Genomic DNA, 18,926 nt, shown 5'->3' on the forward strand with positions numbered 1-18,926 from the left:
CCGGCGGGAAAGGGGCCGCGAAGCGGCATACATATTCACCGCCGAAGGCGATACCCCCCCTCTGAACCCTTTGAACCGACACGCCCATCAGGGCGTGTCAAATGGCGATACCACCACCCTCGGAGGCGAAGGCCAATGATGCCCCTTGAGCGAAGCGAACACAACCTGCTGCGGAGCGGCCATAACCTTCGGGGCCGCCGGCCCCGTCAACCTTCCCCTTTTGAACCCTCTGAACTCTCTGGTCCTTGGGGTTTCTCCATTGCCCTTTCCGCCAGCTGTTTTTTCAGTTCCCTGTCGGTGGGAAGATTGACATAGTCGTAGCTTTCCCCTTCACCTTTTGGATCGAAGCGGCAGATGGCATGGAAGGGGCAGTAGGTGCAGGGTACCTGGTTTTTGTATCGTACCGGACGGATGGGGATATGGCCTTTTTCCATGTGATGATAGATTTCCAGCAGTTTTCTTTTCACTATGGTGAGAAGGTTTTGGAAATCTTCGGCAGACAGAGTGGAGGCGGTCTGGGTGAGAGTGCCTTTCCCTGACAATTTGACAGGGAGGAAGGAGTCCTCCTCTCCGGCGGCACCATCGAGGCGGCGCAGGATGTCGGTGTCGGAAAGAATCCAGCCGGAGGTATACTCCTTATCTTTCAGCGGCGGATTTCCTCCCGGCGGCACGGCAGGGAGGCTCTTCACATCGCCGGACAGGTAGATGTACATGAGGGCGGCGGGAAGAAGTCCCCCGCCTCCTTCTTCTTCCACGTCCAAAAGGTAGGTGAGAAGCTGCAGTTTCAGCCCTGCCACTGCTTCCTGAAGGGTGGCGGTGGTATGACCGGTTTTGTAGTCGAAAATGGCCACGGCCTCCCCGCAGCTGTCGATACGGTCGATTTTGCCGTTCAGGGTGAACGTATCCTTTTCGCCGGAAAGGTGAAGGTAGAATTCCTTTTCCAGCGCCTTTGTGTCAAAGGAGCTGTTCTGACTCCATTTGCGGAGGGCTGTAAGGGAGCGGCGGAAAGTTTCGTTCAGTGCCTTTTCCGTATAACGGGAGGCGCCGTCGGCGTGGAGGGCACCGTAGCGGACCTTGGGGGCCAGGCGGGAGGCAATGGTTTCTGAAAGATTCTGGATATCTTCGTCCGTGGCATCCCGCCACTGTTTCTTTTCTTTTGACAGGGACTGCCCGAACTGGTGGAGTCCTGCATGCAGATAGCTGCCGAAATCCATGGATTCCATTTCCCCTTCGTCCCGTTTGTCGATTTTAAGTCCGTAACGGACAAAGTACATGAAGGGGCAGCGGCGGTAGTTTTCAAAGCGGGTGACAGAACCGAAGAAGCGGCCCTGGGGCTTGAAAAGCTGATCCGCCAGGTCTTTCGGAAGGGGCGGCGCCTCGTTTTTGTACTGGTATCCGGCGAGGGCGTCCTTCACATCCTCTTCATAGCCATTATCCCGGGCCCAGCGGACCAGGGCGGCCCAGGGAGAGTTTTTCTCGGGGATTTTCTCCCGGAGAAGGGCAGGAAGAAGGGAGAGGGCCTGCCGGGGATTGGCGAAATAGGAGCGGTCCGTTTCCCTATCCTCCGGCGTCAAGGTGCGCTCCTCCGAGGTATAGCCCAGGCGGCGGAGCTGGGAAAGGAGGAAAGAAGGCTCCGTGTCATTGTGGTCATCGTTCACGGAAGGCATGGTCATGTACAGCACCTTCTCTGCCCTGGTGAGGGCCAGGTAGGTGAAGAACTGCTCTTTATGCACTTCCTCCAGCAGGCTTTCACCGAAAATGAGGCGGCTGTCTTTGAAAATCTTCTGCCGCTCCAGCTCGGTGAAGAAGCCTCCTTCCTCCACGCGGCGGGGAAATTCCCCTTCTACGGTGCCGGGAATGAAGACAGCTGCAGCTTCCATGGCATAGCCCCTGTCCATGCCGGTGACGGTGACATGGTCCAGGGTAGGGGGGATGGTGGAGTAGGTGAGGGCAGTGAGGCCGTCTTCGAAGATGGAGAGAAAATTTTTTTCTGAAATCTCGTCATCACCAGCGGTGTGGACGATTTCATCCAGAAGGGAAAGGATTTTCTTCCACACCTGCAGGTGAGGACGAAGGTTGGTGCGGAGCGCTTCCTTTTCATCCATGGCTGAGAGGGTGTCCGGTATCTTTTTATCCATCATCCACTGGTAGAGGAGGCGGCAGCGGTCTTTAGACTTTGGGCTCTGGCTCCATTTTTCTGCCAGTTCGTCCAGCATGGCAGTGAGGCGGGTGCGCCAGGCATTGACCTCTGTGAGCTTTGCCTGTTCTTTTTCGGAAAGAGCAGGCGGCGGTGCATCCAGATCCCGGTAGGTGCGGAATTCCCATGGTTCGTGGTACTGCCAGGGGCGGATGCCATGGGAGAGCACATAATTCTCCAGCCGGTCCACCTCTTCCTCCTGCCATTCCGGAAGGAGGAAGGTTTTCAGCATGCGGAAAATGGTTTCCCGCTGCCAGCCGCTGTTTTTCCGGCTGCATTCAGCGGTGAGGAAACGGACCAGACTGTCCAGAAGCACCACCAGGGGATGGTTGTTCATAGGATGCTTCCGGTCGATGAATCCGGGGATTTCATAGCGCTTGAAGGACCGCTCCAATGTATCGTCATAGTCCTCCGGGTTTCGGAGAAGGACCAGAATATCCCTGAAACGGAGATGCCGGTCCCGCACCAGGGACAGAATGGTTCTGGAAATGAAATCCACTTCCTCAGCCCTGTGGGAGGCGGTGATGAGGTGAAGACCTTCATCGGAAGCCGGGTTGGCTGCTGGAGGAAGGGGAGAATGGGCTGCCCGCCGGTTGAAGAAAAAGCGGGCCATGGCTTTCAGGCGGGGAGAAGCAAAGCGGCAGTCCTCGGACAGGAGAATGGATGAAAAGTGGCGCTCCTCTGCGGAAAGGAGGGAGAAAAGATGGAAGGGGCGGGCAAAATTGGGATTGACTGCCGCTTCTTCCGGCCTGTCCATCTGCAGTGTCATGGTGACTTCTTCTGCCGTGTGTAAAAGGGCGTAAACAATGTGGATTTTCTGGGGCGCCATGCCGTTGAACCCGTCAATCCATACACGGGAGGAACGGAGGGTGGGAGATTTGGGAATTTCCCGGGCCAGCAGGTCGAAAAGGCTCCCTTGGTAGTCGAAGTGGTCTTTCAGGTATTGGTGGTAGGCGCGGTAAAGGAGGGAAAGGTCCTTCATTTTCCGCCCCAGCGGCGTGTCGCCCTGGGCTGTGGCGGCGTTTTCCAGATCCTTCTCTGATACGCAGAACATATCCAGCTGATGGAAAAAGCCCGTCAGCTCTTCAGAAAAATGGGGCTGGGAAGCCGCTTTCATCATCATTTGCAGCTGGTCCCTGTTTTCCTCCAGAAGACGGCGGAGAATGATCTGCTGTCCAAGCGGTGACAGGGCATCGCTCACCGGCGAATGAAGCTCCTGAAATACGCGGTAGGCCAGGCGGGAAAAACCGCACACCGTTACATTGGTAAATCCTTTGCCGGGGAAGGATTCTGCCAGCCGGTACTCTGCAGTGTATGTGCCCTGGTCAGGCACCAGAAGAAAAGCCTTCCGCTCCGGATGGCCTTCCACGTATTCCCTGATTTCCCGGCAGCATCGCTCTGTTTTTCCCGTGCCAGCGCGGCCGAATATAAAATGAAGTCCCATCACTCTATCTCCCTTCACCCTGTAATATATTCATTATACTATGACAGATAGAAAACCGCAGGAAGAAAAGGGCAGGCCCAGGGGATCAAAGTACCATGATATCCACGAGCACTGGAATATCTGAAACTGTTTACTTTCCGTCATTTTGTGATACAATAGGATTACTTCGTTGTCGTAATAATGAAAGGTATGCTATGTCGGAAAATAAAATCTGGACCCGGGAATTCGTGGGAATGGGACTCACGAATTTCTTTTATTTTATGTCCCAGTACATATTGATCGCCGCTCTTCCTGTGTTCATCATGGACGATTTAGGGAAGGGGCAGTGGGAGGCAGGCATGGCCATGACCTGCTTCCAGATCGGCACGGTGCTCTGCCGGCCCCTGGCGGGACGGATTATTGATGGGGTAAACAAGCAGAAACTTCTTTTCGGAGCGTCCTTCTTGTTTTTCCTGCTCATGGCCGGTTTCTACTTTGCCTCTTCTCTTCATGCGGTGTGGTTTCTCCGCCTTGTCCATGGCGCCGTGTTTGCTTTGGGCACCACTGCCTCTGCAGCCATGGCGGCTCTTGTACTTCCTCGGCGGCGTAAGGGAGAGGGCATCGGTTATTTTGCAGTCTGCGGGAACATGGCCATGGTCATCGGGCCGCTGGTGGGACTTTTGATTATGGATTACCTGGGAGCCCATCCCCTCTTTATTTTCCTGGCCCTGCTGGCGCTGGGAGCCATTGTGGCAGGAAATGGAAAGAAGCTGCCCGATGAAACCATCCTGCCTGGCGGAAAAAGGCAGAAGGGTTTCCATATCAGCGATTTCATAGAAAAAAGAGCCCTTCCTTCCGTTATCCTGGGAGGTCTTGTGTTTTTTGCCTACGGCGGCGTGCTGACCTTTATCCCCATGTATACCAGAAGTCTGGGCATGGGCGGGAGCACCAGCCTTTTCTTCCTGGTTTTTGCCCTGGTTATCGTGGTGACAAGGCCTTTTGTGGGCTATCTCTTTGACCATCATGGCCCCAATGCCACCGTGTATCCGGGATTTGCCTTTTTCTCCCTGGGTTTCATCCTTTTCAGCCTGGCAGGAAATCTGACGGTCCTTCTCCTTTCAGCAGCGGTGCTGGGAATCGGATTTGGCGCTCTGGCTCCCGCTTTCCAGACTCTGGCAGTGCAGAGCGCCCCGGCATCCCGGGCAGGGGTGGCTACTTCCACCTATTTCTGGTCTCTCGATATTTCCGTAGGCCTGGCGGCAGCAGTGCTGGGCGTGGCAGCCAATGCCTTCGGCTATCCCTTCATGTACGGCGTCATCTGTCTTTCTTCTTCCCTCCTGGGCCTTGCCTACTACTTTTTCTGGAGGAGAAGTCTTTCCTGATTCTTTGCATTTCAAAAGGGGCTGTAAAAAAATGGTAATCATTTTTTCACAGCCCCTTTTTGCTGCCTTTCCCAAAACATGGGCCTGTTGTCAGGACAGGGCGGGAAGATGCAGCCTCAGTCCTTGATTATAATTTTTTCTACCAGCCCTTCAATCTGCTTTTCTCCGTCAGGGAAGGAGGACAGGTGGTTGATGTACATGAAGGAAACCTGGGAACCGATATAATTCCGGAAGCGGTTGAATTTTTCAGGATTTTTTTCAGCATCAATTCTTACAGCACCGGCGGGCCATCTTTACTTTGCTCGGCCGGCGGAGGTCTTTGTCATTTATATGAAGACGGCAGTAATCGCCGGTTTCATCCTGGCGTCGCCGGTGGTTTTCTTCCAGTTCTGGCGTTTTATCCTGCCGGCCATGACGGACAGGGAACGGACCTGGACCATTCTCTTCGTCCCCCTCTCGGTGGCACTTTTCCTTGGGGGCATTGGATTTTCCTATTTCCTTGTCATGCCCCAAAGTCTCCATTTCCTCATGGCCTTCGGCGGGGAGAATTTCACGCCTCTTCTTTCCATGGAAAGCTATCTGGAGTTTGTGCTCCTCATGATTCTTCCTTTCGGAGTCATCTTTAATATGCCCCTCCTTATGACCGCCCTTTCCCTGGCGGGGCTGGTACAGGGAAAGACACTGAAAATGGGAAGAAAATTTATCATCCTTGGCTCTTTCATTCTGGCCGCCGTGATAACGCCCACTCCAGATATTCTCACCCAGTCTCTCCTGGCTCTGCCTGCTATTGGCCTTTATGAGATTTCTCTTCATGTCATGGGCCTGCTGGAAAGGGCAAGGAACCGCAGATTGTAAAACCATACACACTGCTTTTCTCCATCAAAGGAAAAGACCGCCTTTCAGGACGGTCTTTTTTCTTTGGTGTCATGGGATTTTAGACAGAGGATTTTGGGATATGATATAATTAAGATAGAACAATGTGTGAAAATCAAGGTAAGGATAAAGAGGTGAGAACCATGTGGAAGGAAAAAGGACAGAACATCATTGAATATGCCCTCATGCTGGCACTGGTGGTAGGCATCGGAAGCTTTATCTACACCCAGGGGTATGGGGACAACATTTCCGCCGTTTTCAACAATGCAGGAAACCTGTTGGAAGAGGTGAATACAACCCAGGAAGAGGCGAAAAAGGAAGCGGACAGGAACGCGGACAGGAGCTATGCGGAACATCTGGGAGACCTGCTGAAAAATGCAGTGACTGATGGATCCATAAAGCTGGGTGATGGCAGCTCTGTCTACCTGCTGGTGCAGAATGAGCCAAACTCCAAATATCATAATCTGCATATGAATGGGGCCAAAACCGGCGGCAAGGTCTGGATTAAAAATGCCAATGGAAATCTGGTTGATTATGGCAACGCTGGATTTGATACCATGTTGGATACGGTAGGCGGCAATTATCACAATTATCAGGATGCAGCGGTGAAGCAGGATGGTGTCTACTGGTACGGCGTGCAGATTAAAAAGGATTCCACCGGTAACAGCTATACCCTCTCCTACATGGACAGCAATATAGACAGTTATAAAAATAATTATTCCGGTTTTGATATAAATCAGGCCAATGCGCCCTATAAAACAGAAACCTGGCCTCCGACTCCCTGAAGGACGGAGACATGCAAAAAGGGCTTAGAAGAAATGGATGGTATTTCTTCTAAGCCCTTTTGACTGTTTGCAGGAGAAAGGCGGAAGGGGAAGCATGGAACCCTGTCTATACCCAGAGCCGGAGGGGCAGCGTCAAAGTCCCTGAACCCCTTCGAAGCCGGAGAGCGCGGCTTCATTTTTCCTCATACAGGGGATTCACCAGGCGGATGATCCAGGTTTCGCCTCCGGTGAATTTACTGTTGTATTTCCTTGCCGTATCTTCATAGCGCTTTTTCAAGTCCCTGACCGTTTCTTCCAAAGTGGTTATGTTTTTGACGGCAGTGTCGGAACGCATGTCTTTGCCGCACACCGGGCAGAGGGGCGGATGGATGAAGCTGCGGTTCACTCTGGATTTGCAGTGGGGGCAGGATACGAAGGGAGCGGTGAATTTCTTCTCGTTCTGTTCCTTTGTATAGGTTGACAGCTTTTCTTCTTTTTCCCGGAGCCTTTTTTCCAGGGATACCATTTTAGGGGAAGGGGTGATGCCGATTTTATATTTCACGGCATAGGAGGTGGGGATGGACTTCAGGTATTCCAGCGCCTGGGTGCGGGTATTGCAGACCTTTTCCTTGAAGAAGAGGCCCTTGAATACTTTATTGGCTTCCCTTTTGCCGAAGCCTTCTTTGAGCATGTCTTCTTTCATGGTATCCTTCATCCACTGGGAAGGCTTTGTGAGGTCAAACTCCCAGATTTTTTCCTTCCAGGCGTGGGCGGCCGCTTCTTCCGCAGGGCGGAGGGGCTGGGCGGTCTTTGTATTCTCAGTGCCTTTCGGGGGCATATCAGTTTGGGAAAAGAGGCTGCCTTCTTCCATTTCTGCTTTCCTTTTCATTGATGTCTCCTTATGTTCATTTAGGTTTCGTGAATTTTTGTTCTTATACACTATAAACCATATGGTTCCATTCATCAACTGTTGAAGAGAGGCATGAAAAATCCGTGAAGAAATCATTCATCATTTCTTCACGGATTTTTTATTTCCGTTCCACCTTCACCTGGGCGGAGACGAGAAGAGTAAAGATGCCGGTGCCGCCGATGATGTTGCCAAGGCCGGTGGGAATCAGGAATCGGAAGAAATAGTCGTAAACCGAAGAATCGCCCATGAGCACGGCATAGGCTGCTTCTCCGGAGCCTACCACCACATGGGCGAAGCCGCCGATGGCGATGAAGTAGGTGAAGGTGAAGATGGTGAAGAAGGAAAAGCCCCGGGACATGGGAATCATCCAGACCACTGCGGCAATGAGCATGCCGGCGGGAATCCCTTTGAAAATGTTCTCCAGGGGAGTAGGGGTCATGATGTGGTGGGCGGTGGAGAGAAGGAAGGATGTGATTTCCGACGATGCAAAACAGGAGGAGGTCATGAAGAGGGCGGAAAGCAGGGTACCGGCCATATTGGAAAGAAGGACGATGGCCCATAGCCGCCCTATACGAAGGAGGGTTTTCCAGGAAGGGCTTTCAAAGAAGGGAATCACGGTGGTAATGGTATTTTCCGTGAAAAGCTGAAGCCTTCCCAGAATGACGATAAGAAAGCCCGTGGTGTAGCCTATGCCGCTGATGGCGTCGGCCCAGGGGCTATGGCCGGCATACATGGAGAGGACGGCGCGGAAATAAAAGGAGAAGGAAATCATAAGTCCTGCAGCCAGGGCGGAAAAGATGAGGGGCACCGTGGCCCGGTCCAGTTCCTTTTCTCCATCATGACGGATGATTTCAAAAATCAGGGAGGAGGACAGTTTCTCGTATTCCTCGACAATGACTTTGGTTTTGGACTGTTTGACTTCTTCCTCAAAACGGGAATCAGCGGTTTCTTTCATAGGGGCTCCTTGGGCGAATAAAAAAGGGCTGTGAAAAGAAGAGTCTTTTTCACAGTCCCATGGATTTATCTTTCCGGCGGAAGGCCGGCGTATTCTCTGGCGAAGTCGGAGAAGTTGTCGATAATGTATTTCTTCAGCATTTCTGCCGGCGGCGAAAGCTTCTCGCCTTTCTTCCAGGACAGGCTGATGTAGCGCTGGCAGTTCGGAGAGGCAATAGGCACCAGGGCCACATGGTCTCCGCCTACGCCATGCCAGGTAATGCGGGGCGCAAAGGATACGCCCAGGCCTGCGCGGATAAATTCACGCACGGTCATGGGGCTGTCGCTTTCCAGCACCACATGGGGGACGAAACCGGCCATGCGGCAGTAGAAATCGGTGATGGTTCGAAGGCTGGCTCCGGCTTCCAGGGAAATAAAGCCGGCTTTTTCAAATTCATCCAGGTTGACTGAGGATTTCCGGGCATGGGGATCCGTGTCCGGCATGGCCAGCATAATGTCTTCCTTCAGCAGGGTGACGGAGTGATCATTTTCGATGGGGTTGATGGAGGAGGACAGGAAAAGGTCCACATGATTCTGGCTCTGCTGCCCTGGTTTGCTGCGCTGCTGCAGGATTTCAAAGCGGATATCCGGATGCTCCTGGCGGAAGCGGGTAAGGAAGGCAGGAATAATCATGGAAGCGGCAAAAAGGGAAATGGTGACCGTCAGTTTCTGGGCTTCCTTGGTATCTGCCAGTTCTTTCTGGGCGCCGTGAAGTTCCTGCATGATGCGGTTCGTGTGTCGGAGAAGAATTTCGCCGTACTTGGTGAGTACGATATTGCGGCCGCTTCTGGAGAAAAGCGGTACGCCCAGCTCCGTTTCCAGCACTTTGATGGTGTGGGACAGAGAAGGCTGGGAAATATGAAGGGCTTCAGCCGCCCGGGTCAGGTGCTGGAGCTCAGCTGTTTTCTGGAAATAGCTCAAAGCGAGGAGCGTTAATTTCATAATATCCCCCTCAATTCCAATGGTGGAGTTCGAATTAAAAACAATAGTTTCTTTTATTTAATTATACACTTCACTCTATCAATAATCAATGAATATAAAATATCATGCATTGTAATTTAGAAATTCCGGTAAATGATTCATTTTTGCAAAATCCGAGGAAAACATAGAAAACAGGGGGGATCGAAAAATAACCGGAGAGAAATGGGAACAGGAATGGGTATTTATAAAAATTTTTTATAGAATCATCTAAGGGAGGACTGATTGATAAGGGAGGACTGATTGAATCATTGACTTGTTTTATTCCTGAAATTGTATACAATGCAGGAACCGGGGAACCGCAGGAGCTGTTTAAGCCCCCGGTCACCCGGCAGGGCATGATTTCCTGCGAAAACAGACTTCGTGACCTCTGCGATTTGCGGCGGCTTCCATCATTGGATGGCGTTTTCATTTTTTCATTGACAGAAGGGGCAGATGGTGTGAAAATGTACTATATACATTGAAGCAAAGGAGAAAAACAAATGGAATTTTTTATTGATACTGCTGATGTAGAGGCCATTCGCAAGGCCAATGATATGGGATTTATTTCCGGTGTAACCACCAATCCTTCCCTGATTGCCAAGGAAGGAAAAGATTTCCATGCCACCATTAAGGAAATCGCATCCATTGTGGACGGCCCTATTTCCGCCGAAGTACTGGCTGACGATGCAGAAGGCATGATTGAAGAAGGCAAAGTACTGGCTGGACTGGATCCTCACGTGGTAGTGAAGATTCCTATGACCCCGGAAGGCATGAAAGCAGTCAAGGGCCTGAAAAAACTGGGTATCCGTACCAATGTGACCCTGGTATTCTCTGCCAACCAGGCACTGCTCGCAGCCCGCGCAGGCGCTTCCTATGTAAGCCCCTTCGTAGGCCGTATCGATGATATTGGCTGGGATGGCATCGAACTGATCCAGACCATTTCTGAAATCTTTGAACTCCATGGCATTGAAACAAAGATTATTGCCGCTTCCATCAGAAAGCCCCAGCACATTATGCAGTGTGCCCTGGCCGGCGCTGATATTGCTACCGTTCCATTCCAGGTGCTCATGGATGCCATGAAACATCCGCTCACCGATAACGGCATTGCCCGGTTCAAAGCAGACTGGGCCAAAGCCAACATGAAATAAGTACAGAAAATGAAAAAGAGCTGTGAAGAAATGATTGACATTTTTTCACAGCTTTTTTTGCCCGGGAAATCATCATTTCAAGTAAACATTTCATTTTTGAAGGGGTCCTACTATAATAAATATATAAAATCTGAATATGACGGCCTGCTGCAGAGGAAGACAGGCCGCAGGGGGTAAAATGAGACATATTGATTTCACATCAGGCCCGGTAGGAAGGAAAATTCTGCTCTTTTCCCTGCCTCTCATGGTGGGGAATGTATTCCAGCAGCTTTACAATGTGGTGGATACACTGGTGGTGGGAAAATTTTTGGGAGAAGCGCCGCTGGCGGCGGTAGGGAGCGCCTATACCCTCATGATTTTCCTCACTTCCATACTGATTGGCCTTACCATGGGCGCAGGCGTTTATTTTTCCCTCTGCTTCGGCAGGAAAAATTTTGACCGCATGAAACAGGCTGTTTTTATTTCCTTTCTGTCCATCGGTCTTCTGACGGTCATCATGAACGGTGCTGCTTACCTTCTTCTGGATGAGCTCATTTCCTTCATGCAGGTGCCCTTTGAGGTCATTCCCTATATCCGGGACTATTTATGGTGGATATTGACAGGGCTTTTGGCGGTGTTTCTCTATAATTTCGGCGCCGCACTCCTGAGGGCCGTGGGAGATTCCGTGACGCCCCTTCTCTTTCTCATTCTCTCTTCGCTCATGAATGTGGCGCTGGACATTCTTTTCGTGGTGTATCTGGATTTCGGCGTAAGTGGTGCTGCAGAGGCCACCGTGATTTCCCAGTACGCGTCCGGCGCAGGTATCTTTATTTACTGCCTGTTTCGGCGGGAGTTCCATATTTCAGGGAAAGACAGGGTCTGGAGCCGTGAAATCTTCTGGGACATGTCGAAGCTCTCCCTTCTGACCAGTCTCCAGCAGAGCATTATGAATTTTGGCATTCTTCTGGTGCAGGGGCTGGTGAACAGCTTTGGCACCACTGTGATGGCAGCCTTTGCGGCAGGCGTGAAAATCGATACCATTGCCTATTCGCCGCTTCAGGACTTCGGCAACGCTTTTTCCACCTATGTGGCCCAGAACTGGGGTGCAGGAAAGAAAGCACGTATCCGGCAGGGCGTGATTACAGCAGGAAAGATGATTTTCCTTTTCTCCATCCTGGCCAGCTGCCTGGTATCCCTCCTGGCGCCAACGCTTATGGGCTTCTTCGTACCGGAAACGGCAGAAGAGGTGATTGCAGTGGGGGCGCACTACCTTCGCATTGAAGGCAGCTGCTACCTGGGCATCGGCATCCTTTTCATGCTCTACGGCTTCTACCGCGCCATCAAACGGGCCGGAACGAGTGTCATCCTTACCATCCTCTCCCTGGGCACACGGGTGGTGCTGGCCTACTTTCTTTCCTCTTTCCCTGAAATCGGTGTTACCGGCATCTGGATTTCCATCCCCATCGGCTGGGCCCTGGCAGATATGTATGGTATCATAAAGGGGTACAAATTAGTGAGATAGTGAGATAGTGAGCTAGTGGGACAGTGAAGGCGGCTGTCGTCTATCCGCTGGCTGCGGGGGCTTTCCACGAGGGCTTCCCGCCGACCGGCATTTATCAATATTTCTGTTACTTACGGTTCTTACCGAGATTCTTCGCTTCGCTCAGAATGACACGCAGGGCGGCAAGCCAATCCCGTAACGCTCATTTCATATTCGTCGCCCGCAGGGCGATACCACCGCCCTCTGAACCCTATTTCTTTAAGGAGGTATCCTATGAAAAAGAAAATCATTTCTGTCATGACGAAGAAGGAACGCATCCAGGCGGCCATCCGCGGCGAGGAAGTGGACCGGGTGCCCTATTCCCTGTGGACACATCTGCCTATGATAGACCTGGATCCTGTGAGCAATGCCGAGCATACCTACGATTTCTATAAAAAATATGATGTGGATATTCTGAAAACCATGAATAACGGCATGTACAGCGTCGAGGATTTCGGAGCCAAAACTGATTTCAGCGATGTACCCAAAGGCGGCGTGGCCCGGATTACAGAGACGCCGGTGAAGGAACCGGAGGACTGGCTCAGGCTCAAGCCGGTATCCGTGAATGAAGGGGCCCTGGCCAGGGAGCAGAAGTATCTGAAGCTTCTCCTGAATCAAACAAAGGGAGAAGTGCCCGTCGTATTTACGGTGTTCAGCCCCCTCACCACGGCCAATAAACTCTGCCCCTCCATGATGGACCATATCCGGCAGGGTCATGGAGACAAGGTGAAGGAAGCGCTGAAGGTGATTACAGAAACCACCTGCGCCCTGGTGCAGCGGGTTATCGAACTGGGGGCTGACGGTATCTTTTTTGCCACCCAGCTTTCATCCTATAATCTCACAGAAGAATCCTTCTATCGGGAATATGGCATGCCCTACGATCTGGCAGTGCTCTCCGCCTCGTCGGGCTGGTGCAACGTGCTTCATGCCCATGGCAAAAATATCATGTTCCCCCTCCTTCGCAAATATCCGGTGCAGGTTTTCAACTGGCATGCCTTCGAATCGCTGCCGGAAATCGCAGAAGCCCAGCTCCTGACAGGAAAGTGCATCATGGCAGGTCTGGAGCGGATGGATATTACAGAACACCATAAAAATGAAATCGAACGGGAAATCTATGAAACCCTGAAACAGACAGGCGGCAGAAAAGTCATTCTTTCCCCGGGCTGCGTCATCCGCTATCCCCTGGATGAAGACATGCTCTCCTTCGTGAGAAAGGCAAAGGAAGAAATCGAAGGAAAGATGGAATTGTGAGATGGTGTGCTGGTGACAGGGGAAGGCTGCTGGCTGTCAGTTATCCGCTGTCTGCTTTACGCAGGCTGGTAGACGGCGGGAAAGCAGACAGCGCCTTGCCACCTTCAGCCTGAAAAGCCCCTGCGCCCTGAGTGAAGCGATGCACAAAATGAAGTGCCTCATTTCCCCCTTTGGGACACAACCTGCCTGCGTCAGCAGGCCATAATCTTCGCCTGCGGAGCGGGCGAAGGCTACCCTCTGAACCCTCTAAGCCTTATGAATTCTTAATATTTCCTGCCACAATGCCTGCTCCGATAAGGAAGATGCCTGCCCACTGGATGGGGGTGATGGATTCACCCAGCACCAGAAGGGCCATGACGAGGGCCACAGGAAGTTCCGATGCGGCCAGCACGGAGCCAAGACCGGGGCCTACATGGGGCATGCCCCAGGCCAGAAGAAAAGGCGGCAGGGCTACGCCGAAAATACCAAGGAGGAAGCCATAGGGGAGGAGAAGGGGCCAGGAGGAAAAATCAAGGAGAAAGACCGGCGGAAGGAGAAGGAAGGTCAGCAGGGTATCACCGGTGGACATGAGAGCTCCCTTCAGGGCAGGGGCTATGCCTTTTCCCAGAAGGGAACTGGCACACATCATGGCAGTGTAGGAAAGGGCGGAAAGAAGGCCCCACACCATGCCGGAGGAAAAGGAAAAGTCGGCGCCTTCATCCAGAAAACCGGCTGAGAGCAGGGTGCCTGTGAGGCAGAGAATGATGGAAAGGAGCTGCTTCTTTTCCGGCAGCTTTTTAAAAATCAAAGATTCCGCCGCCGTACCCATCCAGATAGACTGGAACAGGAAAACCACTGCCAGGGAGGCAGAGAGACTTTCCAGGGAATGGTAGTAGAAAATGGTGGTGAGCGCCATGGGAATGCCAATGGCTGCAAGGGACAGAATCTGGAAGAAAGAAGGAATCCGTCTTACGGTAAGTATGGCGGAAAGCCATAGAAAGAGCATGCCGAAAAGACACTGCATACCGCTCACATCGGCGAGAGTGAGGCCAGCGGCATAGGCGGTTTTTACAAAGGTGGAAAGAATGCCGTAGCAGGCGCCGGCGGAAAATACGATAAATGCATAGAATCCTTTATGCATGATTTCCTCCAAAAGAAAAGCACAGTGCAGCATGCACTGTGCGGCGAAAACAGAAAATTCTGAAAAAATCCACAACCATGACGGTTTTATTGTCTGCAGTCTATCATATGGGAAGGGAAAAGGCAAGGCCACCATGATAGAAGGCAGACCTTGAAAAAAGCAGATGATTATTCAGCTTCCAGGGAGTCAAGAAAAGTGCTCATGGCCTGGAGGCCTTTTTTTAATGTGTCCCTGTCGGCGGCATAGCCGATACGCATGGAACGGGGTTCATCGAAGCAGTCCCCCGGGGTTACGAAGGTGCCGCAGCTGTCATACATGCGGCGGCAGAGGGTATAGGAATCTATGGGAAAATCATAATACACCAGTGCGGTGGTACCGGCTTTGGGCTTCACATAGGAAAGGCGAGGTTCTTTTTGAATCCAGTGATCCAGGATATCCAGATTTTCCCGGATGATTTTTTTATTTCTTTCCAGAATCTGATTTTTGGAAGCCAGGGCCAGCGCGGCAATGGCTTCGTCCATCATGCCGCAGCTGATGAGGTTGTAGTCACGATGGGACCAGAACTGCTTTAAGGCATCTTTATCATGGGTGGCAATCCATCCCAGACGGACGCCGGCCAGAGAAAACACTTTGGACATGGAAGAAGTGGAAATGCCTTTTTCGTACATGTCCACAATGGACGGCTGCCATTCGTCATCCTGGGTGAGATGGCGGTATACTTCATCTACCAGAAGGTAGGCGTCAGATTTTTTGGCAATGTCCACCACTTTCTTCAGAATTTCGGGAGACATCAGGGCGCCGGTGGGGTTGTTCGGATTATTGAGGCAGATCATCTTCACACCGCCTCGGGCCATTTCTTCCAGTTCCTCCAGGTCCGGGAGATAGCTGTTTTCCTTTTTCAAATGCAGGATTTCCACCTTTGCTCCCAGGGAGGCAGGAATGGAGTAGAGCTGCTGGTAAGAGGGCATGATGGAAATGACCTTGTCTCCCGGATTGATAAGGGAATAAAAAACATGGTGGTTAGCCCCGGAAGCACCATGGGCAGGAACGATTTCATCGGGCCTGATGGTGTGGTACAGGGCAGCAATGCCTTCCTTCAAATCAGGAGAACCTTCTATATAGCCATAGGTGAGACGGCGGGCACAGAGTTTGTTAAGGAATGATTCCTTATGGGTTCCCGACAGTTCAAAAAGTTCGTCCAGTGAAATGGAATCCACGCAGGTTTCGGCAATATTGTACCGGGCACCTGTTTCATAGGCATTCATCCATTCTTCGACAGCAAAGGGTTTAATGTTCATGATATAACCTCCTTAAAAAAAAGAGGATTTATTCCTGCCTTTCAATGGTTTTCGCCATATTACCTGCAGCAGGAATAAACCCTCTTGGCTCCCTATCCGGTGACAGGGAAGAGTTTCTTATGAAATTACACATATAATAATACATGGGGAAAAAGATTCTGTCAATGGATGGAAAGGTTTCTGCTTTCTTATAGAAGGGCAGACTTGCGATCCCACGGTCAGACCAAAAAGGAGCGGTGAAGAAATGATTTACATTCTTTCACCGCTCCTTTTATTTATTTTTTATTTCTTATCAATAGGCGGATAGGTGGAAACTTCCGGCGTCGGCGCATAGCGGAGGCGGGAGGAAATGAGGGCATAAATGACGAGGCCCATGGCAGCTACGAAAGCGCCTTCCAGAATGACGGTCCAGCCGCAGCCGTATACAGCGTAGCAGCTGTAGATACCGCCTACAATAGCTGCTGCATTGGCCAGCTTTGCCTTGTCATGGGGAATGCCTTCGGCTTTCTGCAGATCCGATACGGCGCCCATGGCGAGAAGGTAGGGGATGAGGTTAATCATGACAGCCAGGTTGATGAGCACATTGAACTGCTTTAAGAGAGTGGGGCTCATGGTGGAGAGGGTCATGATAACCTGGATGGCCACCAGGGATCCGATAGCCACATAGGGAGAACGGAAACGGTTGACCTTGGACAGGAATTTCGGGAAAAGCCCGATGGAGGAAGCTTCTCTTGCTACTTCGGAAACGGTGAACTGCCAGGCAGTGAGGGACACGAAGCAGGAGCATACCAGCATGCAGGAAATAATATATCCTGCTTTTTCTCCGAACATGGTGGCATAAGCCAGTCCGAAGGGAGCTCCGGAAGCCATCAGTTCCTTGTAAGGTACCAGGCCGCCGATGATAGCAGTAGAAGTGGTGTAGCAGGCACCTGCCAGAAGAGTACCGGCCAGTACGGCAATGGGTACATTCTTTTCCGGATTCTCCACGGTGTCGGAGTTAGCGCAGGCAGTTTCCAATCCCAGGAAGGCCCAGATGATGACGGCAATGGAGTCTTTCATGATATCGTAGAATGGCAGGTTTCCGGGATTCCAGGCTTCGCTATAGATACCGGTATCAAAGAAGAAGAAGCCGCAAAGGAGAAGGCCTACCACTGGAGATACGACACAAAAAACGCCGAGGGAAGTGAATTTGCCGAATTTCTTGGGGCCCACCAGACTGATGGTGGCTGCCAGAATGAGGACACCGATGGTGGCCATGCACACTTCCACAGGGGAAAGGGTGAGGCCGAACACGTAGGAGCCGTAGCTGACGACGCCGCTGGCAATGGCTGCATTGGCGATGATTAATGAAATGGTGTAGCAGAAATTGGAAAGGAAATTTCCCGCTCTGCCGAAACGGTACTCCGCATAGCCGCCCATGCCGCCTACCTTGGAAGTATGCATGCCGCAGCGGGCAAAGGCATAAGCCAGAATCGTGGCTCCGATGGAGGCCAGAATCCACGCAAAAATTGAAGCTGTCCCGATTTCTGCCAGTGTGGCCGGCAGAAGGATAATACCGGAACCCATCATGTTGATGGCTGTTACTGTTGTGAGCTGTACCACTCCCATTTTTTTGCTCTTAGACAAGGTTGTTCCCTTCTTTCTTAATCCAAATCGCATGAAGCGTATTGGGGGAAAAATATTGTCCCGGAATAAACCGGATGATGCAGTCATGAAAATCATCAAGGCATGCACGAGCCCCATTTGCTTTCTATAAAGGTGAAAGAAACAGGGCATAAAGAAAACCATCCGTTATTTTTTAACGGTTCGCTGCTCAACTGCTCTCGGGGCAGGGCGCGATGAATTTTTATTTACTGCAATATACCATAAATGAAATCATATGACAAGACTTTTTTACAATTTTTTTTGTAAAATTTTTTCTATGAACTCATATGGACTTTTGAGAACTTTTGAGGAAAAAGAAGAAAAATAGCAAAAAATGCTTGCCATCATGGTTTGGCATGGATTGGAATGATACATCATGATGTATTGTGAAATTTCATGGTAAAAATGAACAAAACCCCGGAAGGGCGTCATGGTGGGCATTCCGGGGAATTCCTCGATTTGGCGGGGATGAATATCCTGCATAAAATTGAAACTAATATGGATAAAAATACAATTTTGTAAAATGGGCGTAAATTTCTATTAGCCCTGTGCCGCCTGAAACAGCCCCAAATTGCCCCATATAACCTCACAGGGGAAATTTCTGATTTTTAATTGAGAAAACAAGCAAAATAATGAGAATAATATATTTTTTCTTGAGTCAATTAGAAAAATGTTTTATAGGAAAAAAGAGGGAAAAATCCCTTCTTCCTGAGGAGAAAGAAGGACCGTTTTGGTGGACACGGTTTTGGCAGAGCAGGGGAGATAGAAAAAAGTTTTCTGTCAAACGCCATCCAAAGAAAGGCATGTTGGGGAAATGGGAAACAATACGTAAATTGTTTGACTACACCCTTCATTTTGCTATATACTATGAAATATGCCCTGTTTAGGATTCCCCTATGATATCTATATAAGGTATAAGTATTAAAGAAAAGAGGCAGATTGTTATGGCAGAAATGCAGCGTACTCTGGTCACCAGAGAAGGCCTTGAAAAGATGCAGAAGGAACTGGATGAACTCCGTTCCACAAAACGTGCGGAAATTGCACAGCGCCTGAAGGCCGCCATCGCAATGGGCGACCTTTCCGAAAACTCCGAATATGATGAAGCTAAGAACGCCCAGGCTTTCCTGGAAGGCCGTATCCTCCAGCTGGAACAGCAGATCCGCACCGCCCAGGTCATTGAAAAGGTGGCTAAGGACCGTGTAGATGTTGGTTCTACCGTACTCATCGAAGATATGGAAGAGCATCTTCAGGAAAAGGTGACCATTGTAGGTTCCACCGAATCCAATCCCTTTGAAGGCCGTATTTCCAACGAATCCCCGGTAGGACGTGCCCTGATGGGAGCCAAGGCCGGCGATACGGTGGAAGCAGAAGCGCCTAACGGCGTTTTGAAATACAAAGTCATTTCGATTGAAGAATAATATGACTGGTAGGAAATGAGGTTAAG

At 50.9% G+C, this 18,926-nt stretch carries 15 protein-coding genes; 8 read left to right on the top strand and 7 right to left on the bottom strand.

All coding sequences use genetic code 11. The features are described 5' to 3' along the window. Positions 1-206: 206 nt before the first annotated feature. On the bottom strand, positions 207-3,641 hold the full coding sequence (locus tag HMPREF9453_RS07465; protein ID WP_008859947.1) for a PD-(D/E)XK nuclease family protein: 3,435 nt from the start codon (positions 3,639-3,641) through the stop codon (positions 207-209). Positions 3,642-3,835: 194 nt separating this feature from the next. Here HMPREF9453_RS07465 and HMPREF9453_RS07470 point away from each other — a divergent pair, with 194 nt between their 5' ends. The 3 genes from HMPREF9453_RS07470 (at position 3,836) to HMPREF9453_RS07480 (ending at position 6,660) form a co-directional block, all read left to right on the top strand. Further along, positions 3,836-5,002: an MFS transporter gene (locus tag HMPREF9453_RS07470; protein ID WP_008859948.1), complete on the top strand. Its 1,167-nt coding sequence runs from the start codon at positions 3,836-3,838 to the stop codon at positions 5,000-5,002. A 237-nt stretch (positions 5,003-5,239) separates the two neighbouring features. Further along, entirely contained in the window at positions 5,240-5,857 is a 618-nt protein-coding gene (gene tatC, locus HMPREF9453_RS07475) for a twin-arginine translocase subunit TatC (protein WP_050805711.1), read from the top strand. A gap of 161 nt (positions 5,858-6,018) precedes the next feature. After that, the gene (locus tag HMPREF9453_RS07480; protein ID WP_008859950.1) at positions 6,019-6,660 is read left to right on the top strand and encodes a Flp family type IVb pilin; all 642 of its coding nucleotides are present in this window, start codon (positions 6,019-6,021) and stop codon (positions 6,658-6,660) included. A gap of 172 nt (positions 6,661-6,832) precedes the next feature. On the opposite strand, the gene HMPREF9453_RS07485 is transcribed toward HMPREF9453_RS07480, so the two are convergent. From HMPREF9453_RS07485 to HMPREF9453_RS07495, 3 genes are all read right to left on the bottom strand, one after another. Continuing rightward, positions 6,833-7,528, bottom strand: a complete 696-nt coding sequence (locus HMPREF9453_RS07485) for a hypothetical protein (RefSeq protein ID WP_008859951.1) — start codon at positions 7,526-7,528, stop codon at positions 6,833-6,835. A gap of 139 nt (positions 7,529-7,667) precedes the next feature. After that, the gene (locus tag HMPREF9453_RS07490; protein ID WP_008859952.1) at positions 7,668-8,504 is read right to left on the bottom strand and encodes a formate/nitrite transporter family protein; all 837 of its coding nucleotides are present in this window, start codon (positions 8,502-8,504) and stop codon (positions 7,668-7,670) included. Between the two features lie 65 nt (positions 8,505-8,569). Then, on the bottom strand, positions 8,570-9,484 hold the full coding sequence (locus HMPREF9453_RS07495) for a LysR family transcriptional regulator (RefSeq protein ID WP_008859953.1): 915 nt from the start codon (positions 9,482-9,484) through the stop codon (positions 8,570-8,572). A gap of 518 nt (positions 9,485-10,002) precedes the next feature. Between HMPREF9453_RS07495 and fsa the strand changes: the two genes are divergently transcribed. The 3 genes from fsa (at position 10,003) to HMPREF9453_RS07515 (ending at position 13,420) form a co-directional block, all read left to right on the top strand. Continuing rightward, the gene (fsa, locus tag HMPREF9453_RS07505; protein WP_008859954.1) at positions 10,003-10,650 is read left to right on the top strand and encodes a fructose-6-phosphate aldolase; all 648 of its coding nucleotides are present in this window, start codon (positions 10,003-10,005) and stop codon (positions 10,648-10,650) included. Positions 10,651-10,828: 178 nt separating this feature from the next. After that, a complete protein-coding gene (locus HMPREF9453_RS07510; protein WP_008859955.1) occupies positions 10,829-12,151 on the top strand; it encodes an MATE family efflux transporter in 1,323 nt (440 codons plus the stop codon). A 252-nt stretch (positions 12,152-12,403) separates the two neighbouring features. Then, positions 12,404-13,420 (top strand): uroporphyrinogen decarboxylase family protein, encoded by a 1,017-nt coding sequence (locus tag HMPREF9453_RS07515; RefSeq protein ID WP_008859956.1) that lies wholly within the window; start codon positions 12,404-12,406, stop codon positions 13,418-13,420. Between the two features lie 253 nt (positions 13,421-13,673). On the opposite strand, the gene HMPREF9453_RS07520 is transcribed toward HMPREF9453_RS07515, so the two are convergent. The 3 genes from HMPREF9453_RS07520 to potE form a co-directional block, all read right to left on the bottom strand. Further along, on the bottom strand, positions 13,674-14,540 hold the full coding sequence (locus HMPREF9453_RS07520; RefSeq protein WP_008859957.1) for an EamA family transporter: 867 nt from the start codon (positions 14,538-14,540) through the stop codon (positions 13,674-13,676). A gap of 167 nt (positions 14,541-14,707) precedes the next feature. After that, a complete protein-coding gene (locus HMPREF9453_RS07525; protein WP_008859958.1) occupies positions 14,708-15,838 on the bottom strand; it encodes an aminotransferase in 1,131 nt (376 codons plus the stop codon). Between the two features lie 282 nt (positions 15,839-16,120). Beyond that, on the bottom strand, positions 16,121-17,464 hold the full coding sequence (potE, locus tag HMPREF9453_RS07530) for a putrescine-ornithine antiporter (RefSeq protein WP_008859959.1): 1,344 nt from the start codon (positions 17,462-17,464) through the stop codon (positions 16,121-16,123). A gap of 671 nt (positions 17,465-18,135) precedes the next feature. On the opposite strand from potE, the gene HMPREF9453_RS12145 reads away from it, so the two are divergent. After that, entirely contained in the window at positions 18,136-18,369 is a 234-nt protein-coding gene (locus tag HMPREF9453_RS12145) for a hypothetical protein (protein WP_187368070.1), read from the top strand. Between the two features lie 57 nt (positions 18,370-18,426). Further along, positions 18,427-18,900, top strand: coding sequence for a transcription elongation factor GreA (gene greA / locus HMPREF9453_RS07535; protein WP_008859960.1), 474 nt, complete (start codon positions 18,427-18,429; stop codon positions 18,898-18,900). Positions 18,901-18,926 lie beyond the last annotated feature (26 nt).

Origin of the sequence: Dialister succinatiphilus YIT 11850 (assembly GCF_000242435.1) — a bacterium.
GTDB lineage: Bacteria > Bacillota > Negativicutes > Veillonellales > Dialisteraceae > Dialister > Dialister succinatiphilus.

Excerpts from the sequence above, each read along its gene's own strand:
- HMPREF9453_RS07485 (WP_008859951.1), bottom strand. The coding sequence starts at position 7,528 with ATGAAAAGGAAAGCAGAAATGGAAGAAGGCAGCCTCTTTTCCCAAACT.
- HMPREF9453_RS07465 (WP_008859947.1), bottom strand. The coding sequence starts at position 3,641 with ATGGGACTTCATTTTATATTCGGCCGCGCTGGCACGGGAAAAACAGAG.
- HMPREF9453_RS07510 (WP_008859955.1), top strand. The coding sequence starts at position 10,829 with ATGAGACATATTGATTTCACATCAGGCCCGGTAGGAAGGAAAATTCTG.
- HMPREF9453_RS07490 (WP_008859952.1), bottom strand. The coding sequence starts at position 8,504 with ATGAAAGAAACCGCTGATTCCCGTTTTGAGGAAGAAGTCAAACAGTCC.
- HMPREF9453_RS07525 (WP_008859958.1), bottom strand. The coding sequence starts at position 15,838 with ATGAACATTAAACCCTTTGCTGTCGAAGAATGGATGAATGCCTATGAA.
- HMPREF9453_RS07520 (WP_008859957.1), bottom strand. The coding sequence starts at position 14,540 with ATGCATAAAGGATTCTATGCATTTATCGTATTTTCCGCCGGCGCCTGC.
- HMPREF9453_RS07470 (WP_008859948.1), top strand. The coding sequence starts at position 3,836 with ATGTCGGAAAATAAAATCTGGACCCGGGAATTCGTGGGAATGGGACTC.
- fsa (WP_008859954.1), top strand. The coding sequence starts at position 10,003 with ATGGAATTTTTTATTGATACTGCTGATGTAGAGGCCATTCGCAAGGCC.
- HMPREF9453_RS07515 (WP_008859956.1), top strand. The coding sequence starts at position 12,404 with ATGAAAAAGAAAATCATTTCTGTCATGACGAAGAAGGAACGCATCCAG.
- greA (WP_008859960.1), top strand. The coding sequence starts at position 18,427 with ATGGCAGAAATGCAGCGTACTCTGGTCACCAGAGAAGGCCTTGAAAAG.
- HMPREF9453_RS07480 (WP_008859950.1), top strand. The coding sequence starts at position 6,019 with ATGTGGAAGGAAAAAGGACAGAACATCATTGAATATGCCCTCATGCTG.
- HMPREF9453_RS07495 (WP_008859953.1), bottom strand. The coding sequence starts at position 9,484 with ATGAAATTAACGCTCCTCGCTTTGAGCTATTTCCAGAAAACAGCTGAG.